Source organism: Streptomyces yaizuensis (assembly GCF_034961445.1).
In the GTDB taxonomy this organism is placed as follows: Bacteria; Actinomycetota; Actinomycetes; order Streptomycetales; family Streptomycetaceae; genus Streptomyces; species Streptomyces yaizuensis.
In genome coordinates, this window is record NZ_BSBI01000023.1 from 45,840 (window position 1) to 65,773 (window position 19,934).

A 19,934-nucleotide genomic window follows, 5' to 3' on the forward strand; every position below is an offset into this window, starting at 1 on the left:
AGCCGCCGGGCCGCTTGCTAGACACCTCCGCAGTCCATCCGGAGCACTGCGGGAGGGGTCACCATGAGCACGACGGAGAACAGGGGAACGGTCCGGCGGGGAGTGCGGGGAGTGCGGGCGCTGCTGGCGCTCGGTGCCGTGGGCGCGTTCACGCTGGCGGGCATGGGCACGGCGCAGGCCCAGGGCACGGGAGCGGTCGCGGGCGCCACGGGCCAGGGCGGCGGGGCGCGGGCCGACGCGCCCGGCGAGACCAGATATCCGGCCAGCGTCACGGCGGCCCAGGCGCTGAGAACCGAGCTGTCCCGGCGCGACGGGGCGGGCGTGCGGGCCCGGGTGGTCTGTTACCGCACCCACGTCGCGGACTTCGGCTGGCTGGGCACGGCCTGCAACGGGGCGCCCGCCGGGTCGGCCGGGTACCACAAGGCCGTCGAGGCGGTGGAGATCGCGACCTCGGACACCGGGGGCGTCTGCGCCAACGCGCATCTGGCGGATCACGGCTGGCAGGGCACGCACTGCGCGGGGAACGGCGCGTCGGTGACGGTGGGGACGACCGGGCAGTCCCGCCGGATGGAGGCCCTGTGGATCCAGGTCGGCACCGGGCCGCTGGCCGCGCAGGGGCATGTGCAGGACATCGGCTGGACGGCGACGCAGTACGGCAACCCGGTGGTGGTCGGGACGACGGGCCAGCACCGGCGTCTCGAAGCCATCAGTGTGTGGGTCTGACCCAGGTCCGACCCGCCCGCTCTGACCCGGGTCCGACCCGCCGGCTCTGACCCGGGTCCGGCCAGGGTCCGACCCGCCGGCTCCGACCCGTACCTTCCGGGCCCCCCGGGGGGTACGGGTCAGTCCCTGCTCAGCAGCTTCCCACCCGGTTCTGTGCCCCTTCTCAGCACCGGCTCAGACGGTTCTCATCCGGGGCCGCGAGAGTCGTGTGCATGACGGACCACTATCGCGACCAGCCGGACCAGCACTCCCCGTACCCCCTCTCCGGGGCCCACGAGGCCCACCCCGCCACCGCCTGGCCGGCCCCGCCCGCGCACGCCCCGGCGGCCGCGCCGGCTCCGGTGCGGGCCCGGCGGCCCGTCGCGCTGGTGCTCGCCGTCGCCGTGCTCGCGGCCGCGCTCGGTGGCGGGGTCGCCACCGTGCTGGACCGCGCGACCGGTGAGCCCGGCGCCGCCTCGGCCGGCGCGGGCTCGTCCGTCAACGGCACCCCGGTCTCCGCCGAGGGCCTGGGCAGCGTCGCGGCGGTGGCCCGTGAGGTGATGCCGAGCACCGTGGAGATCCGTGCGAACGCGGCGGGAGGCGGGTCCACCGGCTCCGGAGTGATCATCACCGGGGACGGCGAGGTCATCACCAACAACCACGTCGTCTCCGGCGCGGACACCGTCTCCGTACGGCTGAGCGACGGCCGCCCCTACACCGCCGACGTGATCGGCACCGACCCCGGCAAGGACCTGGCGCTGATCAAGCTCCGGAACGCGAAGGGGCTCAAGGCCGCCACCCTCGGTGACTCGGAGAAGCTCGCCATCGGTGAGCAGGTCGTCGCCATCGGCTCGCCCGAGGGCCTGAGCAACACGGTGACCAGCGGAATCGTCTCCGCCGTCGACCGTGAGGTGACCGTGGCCCGCGAGCCCGGACGCGAGGAGCGGCAGCAGGAGAGCTGGCCCTTCGAGTTCGGCGGCCGCCAGTTCAACGGCGACACCGGCGCGGAGAAGACCACGTACCGGGCGATCCAGACCGACGCGTCGCTCAACCCGGGGAACTCCGGCGGCGCGCTGGTCAACATGGGCGGGGAGATCATCGGCATCAACTCCGCCATGTACTCCCCCGCCGCCGCGACCGGCTCGGCCGCCGGCAGCGTGGGCCTCGGCTTCGCGATCCCCTCCGACACCGTCGCGGGCGTCCTGGACGACCTCCGCGACGGGGACGCCTGACCCGGCACGGGGTCGGCATGATCGATACGGACGATACGGAGGCCCCCGGAGACTCGCGCTCCGGCCGCCCGGAGCCGTGCGAGGCTGGATTCATGACGACTCCCCGTGAAGGCGAACGCATCCTCATCGTCGACGACGAGCCCGCCGTCCGCGAAGCGCTCCACCGGAGCCTCGCCTTCGAGGGCTACGCCACCGAGAGCGCCGTCGACGGCCTGGACGCCCTCGCCAAGGCGGAGGGGTACCAGCCCGACCTGATCGTCCTCGACATCCAGATGCCCCGGATGGACGGACTGACCGCCGCCCGCCGGATCCGCGCCGGAGGTTCGACCGTGCCCATCCTGATGCTGACCGCGCGGGACACCGTCGGCGACCGCGTCACCGGCCTCGACGCCGGGGCGGACGACTACCTGGTCAAGCCCTTCGAGCTGGACGAGCTGTTCGCCCGGATCCGGGCCCTGCTGCGGCGCAGCTCCTACGCGTCGGCGGCCGGCGCCACCGACGGCGGGGACGACCACGAGGTGCTGTCCTTCGCCGATCTGCGGATGGACCTGGCGACCCGCGAGGTCCACCGGGGCGGGCGCACGGTGGAGCTGACCCGTACCGAGTTCACCCTGCTCGAACTGCTGCTGGCGCACCCCCGTCAGGTGCTGACCCGCGAGCAGATACTCAAGTCGGTCTGGGGCTTCGACTTTGAACCCACGTCGAACTCCCTGGATGTGTACGTGATGTACCTGCGGCGCAAGACCGAGGCGGGGGGCGAACCCCGGCTGGTGCACACCGTGCGCGGGGTCGGCTATGTGCTGCGCGGCGGTGAGGGGTGACCGGCCTGGTGAGCCGGTTTCGCACGCTGCCCCTCAGATCCCGGCTGGCGCTGCTGGTGGCGACGGCGGTGGCCGTCGCCGTGGCGGCCGTCGCCGTCGTGTCGTGGCTGCTCACCCGGGGCCAGCTCTACGACGAGCTGAACACCTCCCTCCGTAACAGCCGCGCCTCCGAGCTGCTGGTGAAGCAGGCCCTCGCGGGCTGCGACCCGGACCCGGCCCCGACCACGGTGCGGAGTCCCGACTTCGCGTACGCCCAGGTCGTCCTGCCCGACGGGGACCGGTGCGTGGCCCCGTACTCGACCCCGGTCAAGGTGCACAAGTCGGACGTCGGGGTGGCGCGGGGCCTGCTGGAGAGCACCCTGCACAACAGCGTCACCGACAGCGGCACCCCCGTACGGACGCACACCACCCGGACGAGCCTGGGCGACGGGCAGGAGGTCGCCGTCTCCGTCTCCCGGCCGCTGGACGAGATCACCACCTCGCTGAACCGGCTGGCGCTGCTGCTCACCGGGCTCGCGGGCGTCGGCGTGCTCGGCGCGGGCGCGGCGGGCCTGTGGGTCGCGCGCGCCGGGCTGAAGCCGGTCGACCGGCTGACGGAGGCCGTGGAGCACGTCGCCCGTACCGAGGACCTGACCGTCCGCATCCCGGTCGAGGGCGAGGACGAGATCGCCCGGCTCTCCCGCTCCTTCAACTCGATGACCGCCGCGCTCGCGTCCTCCCGGGACCGGCAGGCCCGGCTGATCGCGGACGCGGGCCATGAGCTGCGTACGCCGCTGACCTCGCTGCGCACCAACATCGAGCTGCTGGCGCGGAGCGAGCGCACCGGCCGGGCAATCCCGCCCGACGACCGCAGGGACCTCCTCGCGTCGGTGCAGGCGCAGACCACCGAACTGGCCTCGCTGATCGGCGATCTCCAGGAGCTGTCCCGGCCGGACGCCGCGCAGGGCGGGCCGCTGACGGTGGTGCCGCTGCACGAGACCCTGGAAACGGCGCTCGGCCGGGCCCGGCTGCGCGGCCCGGGGCTGACCTTCGCCACCGATCTCTCCCCCTGGTACGTCCGGGCCGAGCCGGCCGCGCTGGAACGGGCGCTGGTCAACGTCCTGGACAACGCGGTGAAGTTCTCCCCGCCGGGCGGCACGGTCCATGTGGTGCTGCGAGGCGGGACGCTGACGGTCCGCGACCACGGCCCCGGCATCCCGGCGGACGAGCTGCCCCATGTCTTCGAACGGTTCTGGCGCTCCCCGTCGGCACGGGCGCTGCCCGGCTCCGGACTCGGTCTGTCGATCGTGGCCCGCACGGTCCAACAGGCGGGCGGCGAGATCCGCCTGGAACCGGCCGCCGGCGGCGGCACCCGCGCGGTGATCACCCTCCCGGGCGCGGCCGTGCCGCCGCCCGCGCTGCTCTGACGACCCGGCTGTTCACCTGTTCGCCTGCTCAGCGCAGCCGGGTGAGCCGTACCGGGGTGACGCCGTTCAGGCTGACGGCGATGTGCGCGGCCCGGAACCAGGGCTGGGGGTAGCCCTCGCGCACGGTGTGCGCATGGCGGGTCGCGACCGGCCCGCCCGGGGTGAGGCAGTAGAAGGTGCCGTAGAGATGGTCGGCCTCGGGCCGCCGGGCCCGCAGGGCGGTGACGTTGCGGCGCAGGCTCGGGCAGTGGGCCAGCGCGATGGGCGCACAGCCGGCACAGACGGGAGGGTGGGTGGTGACTTCCCCCTCGACGGCCCCGGTGATGGGGCCGGGCAGCAGCCACAGAATGCCTTCGGCCGTGCGGTCGGCGGGCTCGCCGCAGATCTGGCAGAGGAACCGGAGCATGGCGCGGCGCTGGCGCGGGGTGTGCACGGTGGAGAAGAGGGGCGTCCCGGCACCGGGGGCGATGCGCTGGTGCAGCCAGAGAACGCCATGGGAGTCGAAGTCCCCGGGCAGGGAGGGGTGGTACTGGAGACGGCCCTGGTGGGCGACGAGGGGGCGGTCGTCGGCGGTCTCGGCGCTCCAGGCGGTGATGTAGGGGACGGGGAAGCCCTTGTGGGAGAGGGGGAAGGAACCGGGCGAGGGCATACGGGGTCCTTTCCGCGACGGGGATCGCCCCGGGCGAGAGTCTGATGGCCATGAAGGGCCACCCCCGGAAAGTAGAGCACTACACCTTACAATCGCTAGTGGTAGCGCTCATTTTCACCCGTGGTCTACCGTCTGTGGCAGGGAGCCGCGCTCGGAGGGAGCGCGGCACTACGACCGAGGAGCACTCATGAGCGAGGCGAGCGGGTACGCGGATATCGCCGCGCACTTCCGTCAGACGATCCGGGAAGGGGTTCTGAAGCCCGGCGACTCACTGCCGTCCCTGCGTCAGGTGTGCGAGGACTTCGGAGTCGCCCAGACCACGGCCAACCGGGCGTTCCGCATGCTCAAGAACGAAGGGCTGACCCTTCCGAAGCCGGGCGTGGGCACGGTGGTCGCCGCGTCCGTCAGCGACAACATCGCGGGCCGGGTGCGGACGTACACCGACACCGGGCGGGCCCTCTCCGCCGGGGAGACCTCCCGTATCACCGAGGTCGGGACCGTGGGCGCGGACGAGGCCATCGCGGTACGGCTGGACATCGAGCCGGGAACGCCGGTCCATGTCCGTCGGCGCGTCGTCTCCCGGGACGGCGTCCCCGTGCATCTGTCGTCGTCGTACTACCCGGCGTTCGTGGTCGGCGTCACTCCGGAGCTGACGGAACTGGTCTCCACCGGCGCGTCCCGCGAACTCGCCGCCGAGCGCCTGGGAGTGCCGCAGGCGCACGTATTGGAGGAGGTCACCTCACGACTCGCCACGGAGCCGGAGCAGCAGGCACTCGGCCTCACCGGCAGCGTGATCGTCACCCAGGTGATCCGGACCGTCTCCCTCACGGACGGCAGAGTCATCGAGGTCGCGGTCAAGGTGGCCTCGGGAGCGACCGCCCTCAAATGGTCCACGCCGCTGGTGTGAGCCCGGAGGCAGGGCGCCGGGGCAGGGGGCCGAGGGTCGGCGAAGGGGCGGCGGGTCGCGGAACCCGCCGCCCCCACGCGTACCCCTCGATACCGCTAGGCCCAGATGTACTCCTCCGCGATCGCCCCGTCGCGCCACTTCGCAACGGTCACCATGCGGCCGCCGCCCTCGAACTCGCCGATGACGCAGGTCCACTCACCCGACCCGAAGGCAATGGGATGCGAGGCGATCTGCGGCGGCGTGCCACCCGCCGATGCGACATAGGCCTTCATCGCGTCGATGTGCGCCTGGACCCCATGGGTCGGCGGCTGGCCCTTCCAGTCCACCAGGACGTCGTCGGTGTGGTGGTGGGCGAACACACCGTCCCAGTCGGCCCTGTTCCAGCCGGTGAAATCGAGCTTGTCCATGCCCTGGAGATTGCGGCCGACCTGGTCCTCCGCCATCGGTCTCGCTCCGTTCCTCGCCGCATGCGTACGATTTCGCACCGGTCGCCGCATTCGGCGCTCCGGCGCTGCGAGCCTACGGCCGGCCCGGGCGTCGCGCACCCGCAGCGAAGGGGCGGCGGGTCCATGACCCACCGCCCCCGTGCACGCGTACCCCGGAGGGCTCAGCGCGTCACTTCACCACGGTGATCCGGCCGAGCGCCGGCGGGGCCAGCGGGGCGGCGGGGGTGGAGTACTTGCCGAGGTAGCCGATGAACACATCCAGGTCGGAGGCGCCGACCAGCTTGTTGGTGTGCTCGCGCAGGACGGAGAAGCCGTCGCCGCCGCCGGTCAGGAACTCGTTCATCGCGACGCGGTAGGTCTTCGCGGGGTCGATCGGCTCGCCGTTCAGCTTCACCGAGTCGGTGACGATCCGGTCCGCGCCCGCCTTCGTCAGGTCCAGCGTGTAGGTGAAGCCCTTCGAGACCTGGAGGATCTTCGGGGAGGCCTGGTTGGAGCCGCTGACCTGCTGGCGCAGGGCCGTGAGCAGCTGGGCGCCGGTCAGGTCGACCACGTTCATCATGTTGGTGAAGGGCTGGACGGTGAACGCCTCGCCGTAGGTCACCACGCCGTCGCCCTCGGCGCCGGACGCCGCGCGGACCAGGGGTGCGCGGATGCCGCCCGGGTTCATGAGGGCGAGCTGGGCGCCGCCCTTGTCGGCCGGGGAGAGCGCGTCGAGCTGGGCGTCCGCGATGAGGTTGCCGAGCGGGCGCTCCTCGGTGAACGGGTTGTCGATGTCGGCGGAGATGTGTCCGACGGGACGGCCGGCGATCGGGCCCGCCAGCGTGTTCCAGCGGTCGATGAGCTGCGTCAGGTCGGGGGCCTTGGGGACATCGCGGGTGACGACGCGGTTGACCGAGTCGACGGAGGTGCGGACCACGTCACGGGTGCGGCGGTCGTAGGTGAGCGTGGTGTCGGTGTAGAGCCGGCCCGCCGACGCGGCCGAGGTCACCATGCGCGGCTTGCCGGACGGGTCCGGGATGCTGCACGCGTACGCCTGGTGGGTGTGGCCGGTGACCATCGCGTCGACCTGGGGGCTGACGTTCTTGGCGATCTCCACGATCGGGCCGGAGATGCCGTCGCCGGGGCCGGGGCTGTCGCAGTCGTAGTTGTACGAGGTGGACGCGGGCGAGCCGCCCTCGTGCAGCAGCGCGACGATCGCCTTGACGCCCTTGCGCTCCAGGATCTTCGCGTACTTGTTGATCGACTCGACCTCGTCGCGGAACTTCAGGCCCTTGATGCCCTCGGAGTTGACGATGTCGGGGGTGCCTTCGAGGGTGACGCCGATGAAGCCGATCCGGACGCCGTTCTTCTGCCAGACGAAGTACGGGTCCAGCAGCGGCCGGCCGTTCTTCTCGTGGGTGACGTTGGCGGTCAGATAGGGGAAGTCGGCGCCCTTGAACTTCCGGCCCTGCTCGTAACAGCCCTCGGTGGGGTGACAGCCGCCGTTCTGGATCCGGGCCAGTTCCTTGGCGCCCTCGTCGAACTCGTGGTTGCCGACGGAGGAGACGTCCAGGTCGAGCTTGTTCAGCGCCTCGATGCTGGGCTCGTCGTGGAAGAGCCCGGAGAGCATCGGCGTGGCGCCGATCAGGTCGCCGGCGGCGGCGGTGACGGAGTACCGCTCGCCCTTGCGGGCCTCGCGCAGATGGGTGGCCAGGTACTCGGCGCCGCCCGCGTCGATGGTGCGGGTGGTGCCGTCGGGGTTGGTGTGGGTGACCCGCCCACCGGAGCCGGACGGCGGCTGGATATGGCCGTGGAAGTCGTTGAAGGAGAGCAGCTGCACATCGACCAGCCGGCCGTGCCCATGGCTGCGTTCCTGGGCGGCGGGGGACCCCGCGGGCATGGCGGCGACGAGCGCGCCGATGGTGGTCAGTCCGGCGACCGCCGCGAGTATGCGGCGGCCTCCCGTCCTGCGCGTGCTGTGCGATCTGGCTGACATCGCTCCCCTTGGTGGTAGCGCCGATATGCGGGCTGCGAGCCGCAGCCTAAGGTCAACGCGCGTAGCGCGACAGGGGGGTGAGGTTACGACCTGATTGCCGTCGGCTTGTCCCACCCCCGCCACCCCCGCCCAAAGCGGCCCTTTTCGGCCGAAGGGCGATATTCGGCCATCGGTGTGCGGACGATCAACCAGCCGGGGCCGTGCGGGGTCACTTCAGTCGATGCCGGTCCGGAGCGGCCGCGCGGTCACGGCCACGGTCACGGACCTTCACCGCACACCGCCCCGGACCGGCAGCGATCGAACAGCGACCAGCCACCCACCGGATCGACCGGACCACCGGGCCCGGCCGGCGCACAGCACACAACAGCACCACGCCGCACGGCACCTTCCGGCCGTTTCTCCCGCTCGTCCCCAAACCCAGCCGACAACGGCGGCCCGGCGGCATCCGGCAGTACCGGCAACACCCGCGCGCACGCGGGGCGGAGTGAGGAGACACCCACCATGAGCACGTACACGGACGCAGGCAGAGCGGCCGCGCGGCGGACGGGACGACCGCGGCTGCGCGCCACGGCGGTCGGCGTCGCCGCGCTCGCCGTCACCGCCGGCGTCTTCACCGCGCCCGCCCAGGCGGCCCCGGCCCCGGACGCCCCGACCCGGCCCGCCACCCAGCGGGCCATGGACGCCATCGTGGCCGCCGGCATACCCGGGGTCACCGCCCAGGCCCGCGACCGGCACGGCGCCTGGAACGGGGCGTCGGGCATCGGCGACCGCCGCACCGGCAAGCCGCGCGGCACCCACGACCACTTCCGCATCGCCAGCATCACCAAGACCTTCGTCGCCACGGTCATGCTCCAGCTGGCGGCCGAGGGCCGGCTCGACCTCGACGACAGCGTCGACAAACACCTCCCGGGCCTGGTGCGCGGCAACGGACACGACGGCCGGAAGATCACCGTCCGGCAGCTGCTCAACCACACCAGCGGGGTCTACGACTTCCTGGAGGACCCCGCGTACCGGCAGAAGTACCTGATGGAGAAGGGCTTCCTCAAGCACCGCTACGACTACCGCCCGCCGCAGATCGCCATCGACACCGCCCTGGCGCACGCCCCGTACTTCCAGCCCGGCGCCGAGTACCGGTACTCCAACACCAACTACATCCTCGCCGCGCTGGTCATGGAGAAGGTCACCGGCAACCGGTACGAGGACGAGGTCCACCGGCGGATCGTCAAGCCGCTGAAGCTGCGCGGCACCAGCGCGCCGGGCAACAGCTCGGCCATGCCGAAGCGGAGCAGCCGCGCCTACTCCACGCTCACCGAGGACGGCAGCGGCACGATCCGCGATGTCACCCTCCAGAACGCGTCCCAGTCCTGGGCCGAGGGCGACATGATCTCCACATCGGACGATCTGAACCGCTTCTACCGCGCCCTGCTGCGGGGGAAGCTGCTGCCGGACAAGCAGCTCAAGGAGATGAAGGCGCTCACTCCGCAGTCCGACGACGGCACCTCCGGCTACGGCCTCGGGCTCGGGAAGGAGACCACGAGCTGCGGTACGGAGATCTGGGGGCACACCGGCGGCTGGATCGGCAGCATGTCCGCGTCCTTCACCACGGAGGACGGCCGCCGCCAGCTCACCTTCAACCTCAACGGCGACTGGAGCGGGCAGGGGTTCAAGGAGCTGCTGGACTCCGGGTTCTGCGGCACCGGCGCCGCCGCAAAGGGGAGGAAGGCCGCATGACGACCGCCCCACCGGCCACCCGCAGGGCCCGTACGGGGGTGATCGCCCTGGCCGCCGCCGCGGCCGTCACCGCCACCGCCTTCACCGCCCCCGCGCAGGCGGCCCCGGCCCCGCCCTCGGCCACGGACAGCGTCTCCGGGCCGCCGACCGGGCACCAGGAGACCCGCCGCGCGCTCGAAGCCGTCGTGGCCGCCGGCATACCCGGCGTCGTCGCGGCGACCCGGGACGACCGCCACGGCACCTGGCGGACCACCGTCGGCGTCGGCAACCGCACGACGGGCGCTCCCCGCTCCCCGCAGGACCGGTTCCGGATCGCCAGCATCACCAAGACCTTCGTGGCGACGGTGCTGCTCCAGATGGAGGCCGAGGGCCGGCTCGACCTCGACGACAGCGTCGAGACGCACCTCCCCGGCCTGGTGCACGGCAACGGCAACGACGGCCGGAAGATCTCCGTACGGCAGCTGCTCAACCACACCAGCGGCCTGTTCGACTATCTGGCGGACCCGGCGTACGCCGAGAAGTACCTGATCGGCGACGGCTTCCTCCGCCACCGCCACGACACCCTGGCGCCGGAGTTCCATGTGGGGGTCGCGCTGGCGCACCCGCCGCTCTTCGCCCCCGGCGCCGACGCCTCCTACTCCAACACCAACTACGTCCTGGCCGCGCTGGTCATCGAGAGCGTCGCGGGCCGCGACTACGAGGACGAGGTGCGCGAGCGGATCATCGAGCCGCTGCGGCTGCGGGGCACCAGCCAGCCCCGGAACGGGATCCACCTGCCCCGGCCGAGCAGCCGGGCGTACTCGACGCTGTTCCTCCCCGGGCCGGACGCGAAGATCCACGACGTGACCGAGATGAACGGGTCGCAGGGCTGGGGCGACGGCGACATCATCTCCACCGCCGGGGACCTCAACCGCTTCTTCGGCGCCCTGATGAAGGGGAAGCTGCTGCCGAAGAAGCAGCTCGCCGCGATGAAGACCACGGTGTGGATGCCGAACGCCGGCGCCCACTACGGCCTCGGGATCACCCGCGCCGACACCAGCTGCGGCATCCGGCTGTGGTCCCACGGCGGCGGGATCGCCGGTTCCCTCTCCGGGGCGTACACCACGGAGGACGGGCGGCGGCAGCTGGCGTTCAACCTCAACGGCGACTGGGCCGACGGGGGCCGGAACGTCGCGGAGGCCGAGTTCTGCGGACGCGCGGTCAAGACGGAATCGGCCAAGACCGGCTCGATCAAGACGGGCCCGGCCAAGACCGGCCCGGTCAGGAACCACATGTCCACGGACCACACGTTCAAGAACCGCACGTCCCAGGACCACACGTCCCAGGACCACACGTTCAAGAACCACCCCTCCACGGGCCGTACGCGCTGACCGGCTCCCGCCCCGGGCGGGTCCACGGGCCCACCCGCCCGTGCCCCCGCCCGGGGCGTCCGGCCAGATCAGGGCAGCGCAGCAAGCCGCCGCCCGACCGGCCCGCCGCCGTAGGCTTCCCCCATGACGACTGACGCAGTGATCCCGGAGCCCGGCCGCCGGATCGACACCCTGGACGAGCTGACCGCCGAGCAGGCGGAGGCCGTTCTCGACCTGCTCGCGGCAGCCGCGGAGGCGGACGGCACCCAGGCCGTCTCCGAGCAGGGCCGGCTCCAGCTGCGGGGCGGCCGGCGCGAGGGCGTCCGGCATCTGCTGCTCACGGCCGGCGGGGAGCTGACCGGCTACGCCCAGCTGGAGGACACCGACCCGGTCGAGGCACCGGCGGCCGAGCTGGTGGTCCACCCGGCGCACCGGGGCCGGGGCCACGGCCGGGCCCTCGGCAGCGCGCTGCTCGCCGCGTCGGGCAAGCGGCTGCGGGTGTGGGCGCACGGCGGCCGGTCCGCAGCCCGGCATCTCGCGCAGGTGCTGGGGCTCACCCTCTTCCGGGAACTGCGGCAGCTGCGCCGCCCCCTGGCCCCGCTCGGCATCCCCGAGCCGGTGCTGCCGCCGGGGGTCTCCGTCCGCACCTTCGTGCCCGGCCGGGACGACGCCGCGTGGCTCGCGGTGAACGCCGCCGCTTTCGCCCACCACCCCGAGCAGGGCTCCCTCGCCCAGCGCGACCTGGACGACCGGATCGCCGAACCCTGGTTCGACCCGAAGGGCTTCTTCCTCGCCGAACGCGACGGGGAGATCGTCGGTTTCCACTGGACCAAGACGCACGCGGCCGAGCAGCTGGGCGAGGTGTACGTGGTCGGGATCCGGCCGGACGCCCAGGGCGGCGGCCTCGGCAAGGCGCTCACCGCGATCGGGCTGCGGCATCTGGCCGCCGAGGGGCTGCCCACCGCGATGCTGTACGTCGACGCCGACAACACGGCCGCCGTCACCGTGTACGAGCGGCTGGGCTTCACCACGTACGAGGTGGACCTGATGTACCGCACCGAGTCCTGACCCCACCGGCCACCCCACCGGCCGGTCGAGTCCCGACCCCACCGGCCACCCCACCGGCCGGTCGAGTCCTGACCCCACCGGCCGGTCGCGGCCGGGAAACGCCGGCCGGAACGCCGGGTGGCTCTCCGGTCACCCGGCGCACCCGGCGCACCCGGTGTCCCGCCCCGGACAGGGCCCGGCCCCGCGCGGCAGGTGCCCGGCAGCGCCGTATTCCGGACAGCCGGCCCGTACCCGACCCGTACCCCCAAGATCGCCCTTCTCCCCGGCCGTCCCACCCCTCCCAGCGGCCCCGCAGCTCAGACCCCCGTCCCCCCGAGCCGCCATCCGCACCCCGTCCCGCTTCCTTCCGGTCACCCCGTCGTTACCGGCCATTCAGACGGCGCTGGGACCCTCGCACCATGCAGCCCGCCGCGCCCGACCCGGAACCCCGCCGCCGCCCGCGCGGCCCCTTCCGTATCGGCATGATCGCCTCGGGGCCCTCCGACGCGCCCGTTGCCGCCCTTACGCGGAAGAATGGGTTCATGAGTCAGCAGCCTGCCGAGGCATCGGTCCAGCACCCCCAGCCGTCCATCGGTTCCATAGCCGCGCACCGACCGCACACCGTCGCCGCCACGGTCTCCGATCTGGAGCCCGACCTCGACGCGGACCTCGACGGGTACGAGGAGGAGCGCGGCGCCCCCGGGACCGAGCTGCCCCAGGGCCGCTTCCTGGACCGGGAACGCAGCTGGCTCGCGTTCAACGAACGGGTGCTCGAACTCGCCGAGGACCCCACGACGCCGCTCCTGGAGCGCGCCAACTTCCTCGCGATCTTCGCCTCCAACCTGGACGAGTTCTTCATGGTCCGGGTGGCCGGCCTCAAACGGCGCATCGCCACCGGCGTCGCCACCCGCTCCGCCTCCGGCCTCCAGCCCCGCGAGGTGCTGGACCTGATCTGGACCCGCTCGCGCGAGCTGATGGCCCGGCACGCGGCCACCTTCCAGCAGGACGTCTCGCCCGCCCTCGCCGACGAGGGCATCCACCTCATCCGCTGGCCCGACCTCACCGAGAAGGAGCAGGCCCGCCTCTTCACCCTGTTCCGGCAGCAGATCTTCCCGGTGCTGACCCCGCTGGCCGTCGACCCGGCGCACCCCTTCCCGTACATCTCGGGGCTCTCGCTCAACCTCGCCGTCGTCGTCCGCAACCCCGTCAGCGGCCACCGGCACTTCGCCCGCGTGAAGGTCCCGCCGCTGCTCTCGCGCTTCCTGGAGGCCTCGCCCCAGCGGTACGTCCCGCTGGAGGACGTCATAGCGGCCCATCTGGAGGAGCTGTTCCCCGGCATGGAGGTGCTCGCGCACCACATGTTCCGGGTGACGCGGAACGAGGACCTGGAGGTCGAGGAGGACGACGCCGAGAATCTGCTGAAGGCCCTGGAGAAGGAGCTGATGCGGCGCCGCTTCGGGCCGCCGGTGCGGCTGGAGGTCGAGGAGTCGATCGACCCGTACGTCCTGGACCTGCTGGTACGGGAGCTGAAGATCTCCGACTCCGAGGTCTATCCGCTGCCCGGGCCGCTCGACCTGACCGGCCTCTTCGGCATCGCCTCGCTGGACCGGCCCGAGCTGAAGTACCGCAAGTTCATCGCCGGCACCCACCGCGACCTCGCCGAGGTGGAGTCCGCGTCCGCGCCCGACATCTTCATGGCGCTGCGCGAGCGGGACGTCCTGCTGCACCACCCGTACGACAGCTTCTCCACCTCCGTGCAGGCGTTCCTGGAGCAGGCCGCCGCCGACCCCGATGTCCTGGCGATCAAACAGACGCTCTACCGGACCTCCGGCGACTCGCCGATAGTGGACGCGCTGATCGACGCGGCCGAGTCCGGCAAGCAGGTCCTCGTCCTGGTCGAGATCAAGGCCCGGTTCGACGAGCAGGCCAACATCAAGTGGGCGCGGAAGCTGGAGGAGGCGGGCTGCCATGTCGTCTACGGCCTCGTCGGGCTGAAGACGCACTGCAAGCTCTCCCTGGTGGTCCGGCAGGAGGGCGAGATGCTGCGCCGCTACTCCCACGTCGGCACCGGCAACTACCACCCGAAGACCGCGCGGCTCTACGAGGACCTGGGGCTGCTCACCGCCGACCCGCAGGTCGGCGCGGACCTCTCCGACCTGTTCAACCGGCTGTCCGGGTACTCCCGGCGGGAGACCTACCGCCGGCTCCTCGTCGCCCCGAAGTCGCTGCGCGACGGGCTGGTCTCCCGGATCAACAAGGAGGCCGCGCACCACCGCGCCGGGCGGCCCGCCTATGTCCGTATCAAGGTCAACTCCATGGTGGACGAGGCGATCATCGACGCCTGCTACCGGGCGGCGATGGCGGGCGTGCCCGTGGACATCTGGGTACGCGGCATCTGCGCGATCCGGCCCGGGGTCACCGGCCTCTCGGAGAACATCCGGGTCCGGTCGGTCCTCGGCCGCTTCCTGGAGCACTCCCGGGTCTTCTCCTTCGGCAACGGGGGCGAGCCCGAGGTGTGGTTCGGCAGCGCCGACATGATGCACCGCAACCTCGACCGCCGGATCGAGGCGCTCGTCCGGGTCACCGACCCCGCCCACCGCGCGGCGCTCACCCGGCTCCTTGAGACCGGGATGGCCGACTCCACCTCGTCCTGGCACCTGGGGCCGGACGGCGCCTGGACCCGCCACGCGACCGACGCGGAGGGCCAGCCGCTGCGCAATGTCCAGGAGACGCTCATTGACGCCCGGAGGCGAAAGCGTGCACAACCCTGAACCGCCGTTCCGCGTCCCGCCGCAGACGGGCGGGTTCCCCACGGCGGGGTTCCCCACGGCGGGAGACCTTGCCGGCGGGGACCCGGCCGCCGGGGACGCGCTCGCCGGGTATCTGCACGCGCGCGCCGGTGACTTCCTGCGCAGTCTGCGGCAGCACGAGGAGAGCGGCTCGGACACGGAGGCGGCGGCCCTGGCCGCCCGCTCGCTGCGGATGGCGTCCCGGCGGATCGCGGGGACGCTGCACACCTTCCGGCCACGGCTGGATCCCGTCTGGGCGGACGGGCTGCGGGCCGAGCTGTCCTGGCTCTCCGGCACGCTGGCGCAGGAGTACGCCTGCACGGTCCGGCTGACCCGGCTGCTGGGGGCGCTGGCACGGCTCTCGGGCACGACGGGCACAGCAAGTACAGCAAGCACGGCGGACAGGGCGGACGGCACGGCGGAGCGCGGCCAGCTCTCGATGGGCGCGGCCCGCGCCGCCGCCCTGCTGGAGCGGCAGTTGACGCTGGCCAGGACCCGGGCGCACTCCACCGCGCTCCAGGCACTCGGCTCCGCCCGCTTCCACGCGGTCGCCGACGCCGTCGCCGTCCTCGCCTCCGAGGCACCGGTGGTCCCGGCCCCCGGCACGCTCCCGACCGCCGCCGGGGACGCGGAGCGGCGGCTGCTGGACGCGGTGGCGGCGCTGCCCCTGGGCCGGGCGGGCCACCCGTACAACGCGGAGGCCCTGTTCTCCGGGCTCGCGGGCGCCCCCGCCGAGGAGGCCCAGGACGCCCCCTGGCACCGGGTCCGCCGGCTGCTGCGGCTGCACCGGTACGCCCTGGAGGTGCTGGGCCCGCAGACCGATCCGCTGCTGCGGCAGGCGGGCGGCCTGCTCGACCGGCACCGGGACGCCGCCGAGGCCGCGTACGCCGCCGCCGGAGCGGCCCGTACCCCCCGGATCGCCCCGGCGACGGCGTACGCGCTGGGGGTGCTCCACGCGGACCAGCGCCACGAGGTGGAGGCCGCCCGCTTCGCCTTCCAGGAGGTCTGGCAGGGCTCCAGCACGGTACGGGCGGCCCTGTGAGACACAGGACCGCACGACGGGACACAGGACCACACGGCACGACCCAGGGCTGAAGGGAGGCCCCATGGCAGCGAACGGAACGGTCCGCGCGGCCGGGTGCGTACTCTGGCGGCGCACCCCGCAGGGCGGCGGTGACGTGGAGATCTGTCTTGTCCACCGGCCGAAGTACGACGAATCGTAACAACGACTATCACGGTGCACTACGCTGTCCTGCCATGATCGATACACGGGACCCTGACCGGCCGTCGAAGACCTTCTCCCGCTCGTACATAGCGCCCCCGCTCCAGGCCCATCTGGACGGGGGCGGCTCCGTCGAGAGCTGGCTGGCGGGCCGCACGCCCATCGCGTCCATGGCCCGGATCTCCGCCGATCTGCTCGACGGCGAGGCCATCGGCGTAGGGCGCCAGCACAAGAACAACACTCGGAACGCGGCCAAGCACGGGTGCGCCGTCGTCGTCCACTACGAGGACAACAACATCACAGCGGCCAAGCGCGAAGTCAGGCGCCCCGCGTTCATTCAGATGGTCCGGGACATCACTCACGGCGAAGAGGAGGAGACAGGTATACCGGTCCACGGGTGCATAGCCGTGGAGCGGGAGCGCGTGTGGCGGATGCCCCGCGATTTCGTCGCCTTTCAGGATGCCCTGATCATGAACGGGACGGGCATCTACATCGAGGAGCAAAGCAGGCTCGACCTCGTCAATGACGACGGCGCGATCATCGCCGCACTCGCAACGTCCGGGAGTAGCGAAGCCGAAGTCAAGAAGATCCGGAAGCGGACAACGCGGAATGCCCGTGACCGCGCCGAAGAGGGAAAGCTGTACGGCGGCCCACGAAGGTTCGGATGGCTGGGGGCGGACAAGGAATCCGGACGTCCGGGAAACAAATACCTGGACCCCAAAGAGTTCCCCCACATGGTGGATCAGTTCTTGATGCGTCACGAAGGAAAGTCATGGCGGAGTATCACGGCAGAGATGAACCGCCGCCGCGTCCTCACTGCACGGGGAAACAGATGGACGGAGCAGGCGGTTAAGAGCCTGGTCACAAATCCCGCTCTTTGGGGTGGCCGCGTCCTCGACGGGAAGATCATCGTGGACGAGGAAACCGGAGATCCCATCACCGGTTCTTGGGAAACCCCGGAGGAAATCACTTACGAAAAGTGGCTCGTCGTCATGGCGGGAGTGGAAGCCAATCGACTCCACAGGGGAATGTCTCAACCCAAGAGGAACCCGACCGAGGATGACCGCAGGGGTAGGAGGTACAAGTATTCCGGGTTTCTTCGCTGCGGCCGTGACAACGAACTCGACGAAACGTGCTACTCGAAGATGACCGGAAACAAGGGCAGTGGGAAGAATAAAGACCACTACCGTTGCGGGGACGCCAATTGCAAAGGCATCAGCCGTCAGGCTGAGGCTGTGGACACCTACCTTGACGGCTTGACCCTCGCCTACCTTGAGAAGCACTTCGCCGGTACCGTCGCGATACCCATTCCCTGGAGGGGCAAGGAGAAGCTCAAAGCCCTCAAGGTCCAGAGGAAATCTGTCAAAGATTCCGTCGCCGACGGAACGGCCGAGTGGGGCGATGTGCACGATCTCCTTCTCCGCCTCAACCGGAACATCAAAACCCTGGAAGAGGAGGAGAAGGAGCACGTGCGGAAAGAGGCGGATCGAAACCTACTTCGCGGCTGGAGCCGGGAGAAGTGGGAATCCTTCGACTTCGAGCAGAGGCAGCGCGCAATAGGGCAGGTACTAGCCGCAGTGATCGTGATGCCCATACCGCAAGGCGTCAGCGATAAGGCGCCATTCAATCCGGCCCTACTCAAGCCCGTATGGCGCAAAGAGGCAGGACAGAAATCTACGCAGCAATCTGGAGACCAAGCAGACGGCACAGCTCCGATCGCTGCCTAGGACCAGGCGCAGGAGCCGATGCCAGCTCCATAGCCGCCCATTCATCAACCGACATCGTTGATCTACCGGTGAATCCCTTCGCTCCGATCGAGGCGGAGGGCTTCACCGTTTCCAAGCCCCAATCGACACCACCGGGGGCGATGGGAAAATCTCCCACAGGTTGGACAGATCCAAGATTCGAGTTGACGGCCAAGCGATTACCTTCCCTACAGGTGGCACGATCAGTTTCGATCCTACCCAATACGGCAAGGGAAAGCAGCAATGCAGTCTGGATTTCAGGAGTGACAGATCTCCCACAAAAATCCAGCATTTCCATTTCCGTAATACCTGTCCGCCACTGACGGCCGTTGAGCGGCCTCACAGGGGCACACAGCGCCTCTCGCGCACCCTGACGAGGGTGATCCATTACGGGTGGGTATCCTGCCTGACAGGCCGTCGCAGTCCCTCCCGACCGTAAGAGGCCGAGTCAGGGGCTTCACTTCATGCCCCGGGCCACACCTGTGAAGAGACCGTGCCGCCCATGGCCGGTCCACCCCGCGAAGAAGGGAGAAACATGGCCCGCCGTCCGGCGGGGGATTCGGCGTACCCGTGTGCGCCACACAGGAAAGGACACCCATTCATTGGGAGCCATCAGGGACAAGGGGCGGAAGCTCCAGCAGATCGACCGCGTCTCCTACAACGACGCCTTTCTCATCGGTGACCTGCTCACCAACCGGATCACCGTTCTCGCCGGAGAACCGAAAGCGGGCAAGACTCTGCTGTCCGCCGGGATGGTCACCGCCCTCGTGAACGGGGAAACCACGTTCCTCGGCCTGCCCGTGCACCGCCCCGTGCGGCATGTCGTCTTCGGTCTCACCGACGACGGTGCAGAAGAGGAACTCAAGGAACGTCTCCTCGACACCGTGCCCGACAACAGCGTGACGATCTTCCCCGTGGAGCACACCGGGGAGCCCGGCTACTGGGCGGGGGTACTGGACGACCTGGTCTCCATCGGGGCGGACCTCTTCGTCCTCGACAACGTGGTGGGGTCCCTCGCGTCCGGGGAGGACATAGCCTCATCCGTCACCGCGCAGCGCGTCATCGACAACCTGAAGCCGATCAGCCGTGCCGGAATCCCCGTCCTCGTGATCACGCACACCCCCAAGGGAACCGGCGAAGGAACATCGACCGCGTCCGCCCCCATCGGGGGACGTGCCATGGCGGGCGGAGCCCGGGGAGTCATCGCCCTGCGGAAGTCGTCCAAGCACGGGCGGCGCATACAGACCGCGATCAACCGGGCCAGGGAAGATCTTGACCTACGGGTCACCGTGCGCCGCGCCAGCACGGACAGCGAAGTACCCGTCTGGGAGAAAGAAGGGGAAGGGCTCAAGCCCACCCCCCTGCCACAAGCGAACAAGTGGAGTGCGGACCTCGCGGCCCGCATCGTCAGAGAGCAGCCCGACGAGACAACTCACAACGCTCTCGCCAAGCGCTACGCGCCCGCACTGGGGAAGACCCCGGACTATGTCCGCAAGACCCTCGCGCCCCTGCTGACGCACACCGCAGGGCGCTGGCAGACGACCTGAAAAGTTGGTGGTGGTGATGCCCCCTTATAGAGAGAACCACCACCACCAACCTCGCTCCGCTCGGCAAGCCTCGCTCCGCTCTCCCTCATAAGTACGTCAGCCCTCTGGCACTGGCGGCCTACGGCCGACCAGCCCGCAGACCTCTGGCGGACTACAAGCCCGCGAGTCTCCAGCGGCGAAGAAGTCTTCAGGTCTTCGACAAGGCGGCCCCTTCCGGGGCCGACATCGTGAAGACGGCTTACCCAAGGACAAGGGGTCTACGAGAAGGCACCCCCCTTCGGGGGTGCAGAGGGAAGGCTGTAAGCCCTGGGCTTGGCGCTTGCCCCTTCTCTTCGCCGTCGCGTCACTCAGGCTTGACTGTGCCCC

At 70.8% G+C, this 19,934-nt stretch carries 15 protein-coding genes and 1 pseudogene; 13 read left to right on the plus strand and 3 right to left on the minus strand.

The window, feature by feature from the left end:
• Window positions 1-63: 63 nt before the first annotated feature.
• From SYYSPA8_RS36110 to SYYSPA8_RS36125, 4 genes are all read left to right on the plus strand, one after another.
• Window positions 64-723 (plus strand): polysaccharide deacetylase, encoded by a 660-nt coding sequence (locus SYYSPA8_RS36110; protein WP_323451700.1) that lies wholly within the window; start codon window positions 64-66, stop codon window positions 721-723.
• Between the two features lie 212 nt (window positions 724-935).
• Window positions 936-1,934 (plus strand): S1C family serine protease, encoded by a 999-nt coding sequence (locus SYYSPA8_RS36115; protein ID WP_323451701.1) that lies wholly within the window; start codon window positions 936-938, stop codon window positions 1,932-1,934.
• 92 nt (window positions 1,935-2,026) lie between these two features.
• Window positions 2,027-2,755 (plus strand): response regulator transcription factor, encoded by a 729-nt coding sequence (locus SYYSPA8_RS36120; protein WP_323451702.1) that lies wholly within the window; start codon window positions 2,027-2,029, stop codon window positions 2,753-2,755.
• Window positions 2,756-2,760: 5 nt separating this feature from the next.
• A complete protein-coding gene (locus SYYSPA8_RS36125; RefSeq protein ID WP_323451741.1) occupies window positions 2,761-4,161 on the plus strand; it encodes a sensor histidine kinase in 1,401 nt (466 codons plus the stop codon).
• Between the two features lie 28 nt (window positions 4,162-4,189).
• On the opposite strand, the gene SYYSPA8_RS36130 is transcribed toward SYYSPA8_RS36125, so the two are convergent.
• Window positions 4,190-4,810 (minus strand): hypothetical protein, encoded by a 621-nt coding sequence (locus SYYSPA8_RS36130; RefSeq protein ID WP_323451703.1) that lies wholly within the window; start codon window positions 4,808-4,810, stop codon window positions 4,190-4,192.
• 187 nt (window positions 4,811-4,997) lie between these two features.
• Between SYYSPA8_RS36130 and SYYSPA8_RS36135 the strand changes: the two genes are divergently transcribed.
• A complete protein-coding gene (locus SYYSPA8_RS36135) occupies window positions 4,998-5,717 on the plus strand; it encodes a GntR family transcriptional regulator (protein WP_323451704.1) in 720 nt (239 codons plus the stop codon).
• A 95-nt stretch (window positions 5,718-5,812) separates the two neighbouring features.
• Here SYYSPA8_RS36135 and SYYSPA8_RS36140 read toward each other — a convergent pair whose 3' ends face one another.
• Together SYYSPA8_RS36140 and SYYSPA8_RS36145 are read right to left on the minus strand one after the other, a co-directional pair.
• On the minus strand, window positions 5,813-6,124 hold the full coding sequence (locus SYYSPA8_RS36140; RefSeq protein ID WP_323451705.1) for a nuclear transport factor 2 family protein: 312 nt from the start codon (window positions 6,122-6,124) through the stop codon (window positions 5,813-5,815).
• Window positions 6,125-6,332: 208 nt separating this feature from the next.
• Window positions 6,333-8,138, minus strand: a complete 1,806-nt coding sequence (locus SYYSPA8_RS36145) for a bifunctional metallophosphatase/5'-nucleotidase (RefSeq protein WP_323451706.1) — start codon at window positions 8,136-8,138, stop codon at window positions 6,333-6,335.
• 501 nt (window positions 8,139-8,639) lie between these two features.
• Between SYYSPA8_RS36145 and SYYSPA8_RS36150 the strand changes: the two genes are divergently transcribed.
• From SYYSPA8_RS36150 to SYYSPA8_RS36185, 8 genes and pseudogenes are all read left to right on the plus strand, one after another.
• Window positions 8,640-9,869, plus strand: a complete 1,230-nt coding sequence (locus tag SYYSPA8_RS36150; protein ID WP_323451707.1) for a serine hydrolase domain-containing protein — start codon at window positions 8,640-8,642, stop codon at window positions 9,867-9,869.
• A complete protein-coding gene (locus SYYSPA8_RS36155) occupies window positions 9,866-11,239 on the plus strand; it encodes a serine hydrolase domain-containing protein (protein ID WP_323451708.1) in 1,374 nt (457 codons plus the stop codon). Before SYYSPA8_RS36150 ends, SYYSPA8_RS36155 begins: the two co-directional genes overlap by 4 nt.
• A gap of 123 nt (window positions 11,240-11,362) precedes the next feature.
• Window positions 11,363-12,286 (plus strand): mycothiol synthase, encoded by a 924-nt coding sequence (gene mshD, locus SYYSPA8_RS36160; protein ID WP_323451709.1) that lies wholly within the window; start codon window positions 11,363-11,365, stop codon window positions 12,284-12,286.
• A 521-nt stretch (window positions 12,287-12,807) separates the two neighbouring features.
• Complete coding sequence (locus SYYSPA8_RS36165; protein ID WP_323451710.1) at window positions 12,808-15,036, plus strand: RNA degradosome polyphosphate kinase; 2,229 nt, start codon at window positions 12,808-12,810, stop codon at window positions 15,034-15,036.
• A complete protein-coding gene (locus SYYSPA8_RS36170) occupies window positions 15,023-16,096 on the plus strand; it encodes a CHAD domain-containing protein (RefSeq protein WP_323451711.1) in 1,074 nt (357 codons plus the stop codon). The genes SYYSPA8_RS36165 and SYYSPA8_RS36170 overlap by 14 nt, the downstream gene beginning before the upstream one ends.
• Before the next feature lie 64 nt (window positions 16,097-16,160).
• Window positions 16,161-16,271 (plus strand): annotated as a pseudogene (locus SYYSPA8_RS36175) (DNA mismatch repair protein MutT); the annotation flags it as partial.
• Window positions 16,272-16,311: 40 nt separating this feature from the next.
• On the plus strand, window positions 16,312-18,003 hold the full coding sequence (locus SYYSPA8_RS36180) for a recombinase family protein (RefSeq protein WP_323451712.1): 1,692 nt from the start codon (window positions 16,312-16,314) through the stop codon (window positions 18,001-18,003).
• 620 nt (window positions 18,004-18,623) lie between these two features.
• Window positions 18,624-19,568, plus strand: a complete 945-nt coding sequence (locus SYYSPA8_RS36185; RefSeq protein ID WP_323451713.1) for an AAA family ATPase — start codon at window positions 18,624-18,626, stop codon at window positions 19,566-19,568.
• Window positions 19,569-19,934: the final 366 nt, after the last annotated feature.

What these genes read in the sequence shown, in the direction of transcription:
- SYYSPA8_RS36110 (WP_323451700.1), top strand. Translation starts at nt 64, where the DNA reads ATGAGCACGACGGAGAACAGGGGAACGGTCCGGCGGGGAGTGCGGGGA.
- SYYSPA8_RS36115 (WP_323451701.1), top strand. Translation starts at nt 936, where the DNA reads ATGACGGACCACTATCGCGACCAGCCGGACCAGCACTCCCCGTACCCC.
- SYYSPA8_RS36120 (WP_323451702.1), top strand. Translation starts at nt 2,027, where the DNA reads ATGACGACTCCCCGTGAAGGCGAACGCATCCTCATCGTCGACGACGAG.
- SYYSPA8_RS36130 (WP_323451703.1), bottom strand. Translation starts at nt 4,810, where the DNA reads ATGCCCTCGCCCGGTTCCTTCCCCCTCTCCCACAAGGGCTTCCCCGTC.
- SYYSPA8_RS36135 (WP_323451704.1), top strand. Translation starts at nt 4,998, where the DNA reads ATGAGCGAGGCGAGCGGGTACGCGGATATCGCCGCGCACTTCCGTCAG.
- SYYSPA8_RS36140 (WP_323451705.1), bottom strand. Translation starts at nt 6,124, where the DNA reads ATGGACAAGCTCGATTTCACCGGCTGGAACAGGGCCGACTGGGACGGT.
- SYYSPA8_RS36145 (WP_323451706.1), bottom strand. Translation starts at nt 8,138, where the DNA reads ATGTCAGCCAGATCGCACAGCACGCGCAGGACGGGAGGCCGCCGCATA.
- SYYSPA8_RS36150 (WP_323451707.1), top strand. Translation starts at nt 8,640, where the DNA reads ATGAGCACGTACACGGACGCAGGCAGAGCGGCCGCGCGGCGGACGGGA.
- SYYSPA8_RS36155 (WP_323451708.1), top strand. Translation starts at nt 9,866, where the DNA reads ATGACGACCGCCCCACCGGCCACCCGCAGGGCCCGTACGGGGGTGATC.
- mshD (WP_323451709.1), top strand. Translation starts at nt 11,363, where the DNA reads ATGACGACTGACGCAGTGATCCCGGAGCCCGGCCGCCGGATCGACACC.
- SYYSPA8_RS36165 (WP_323451710.1), top strand. Translation starts at nt 12,808, where the DNA reads ATGAGTCAGCAGCCTGCCGAGGCATCGGTCCAGCACCCCCAGCCGTCC.
- SYYSPA8_RS36180 (WP_323451712.1), top strand. Translation starts at nt 16,312, where the DNA reads ATGATCGATACACGGGACCCTGACCGGCCGTCGAAGACCTTCTCCCGC.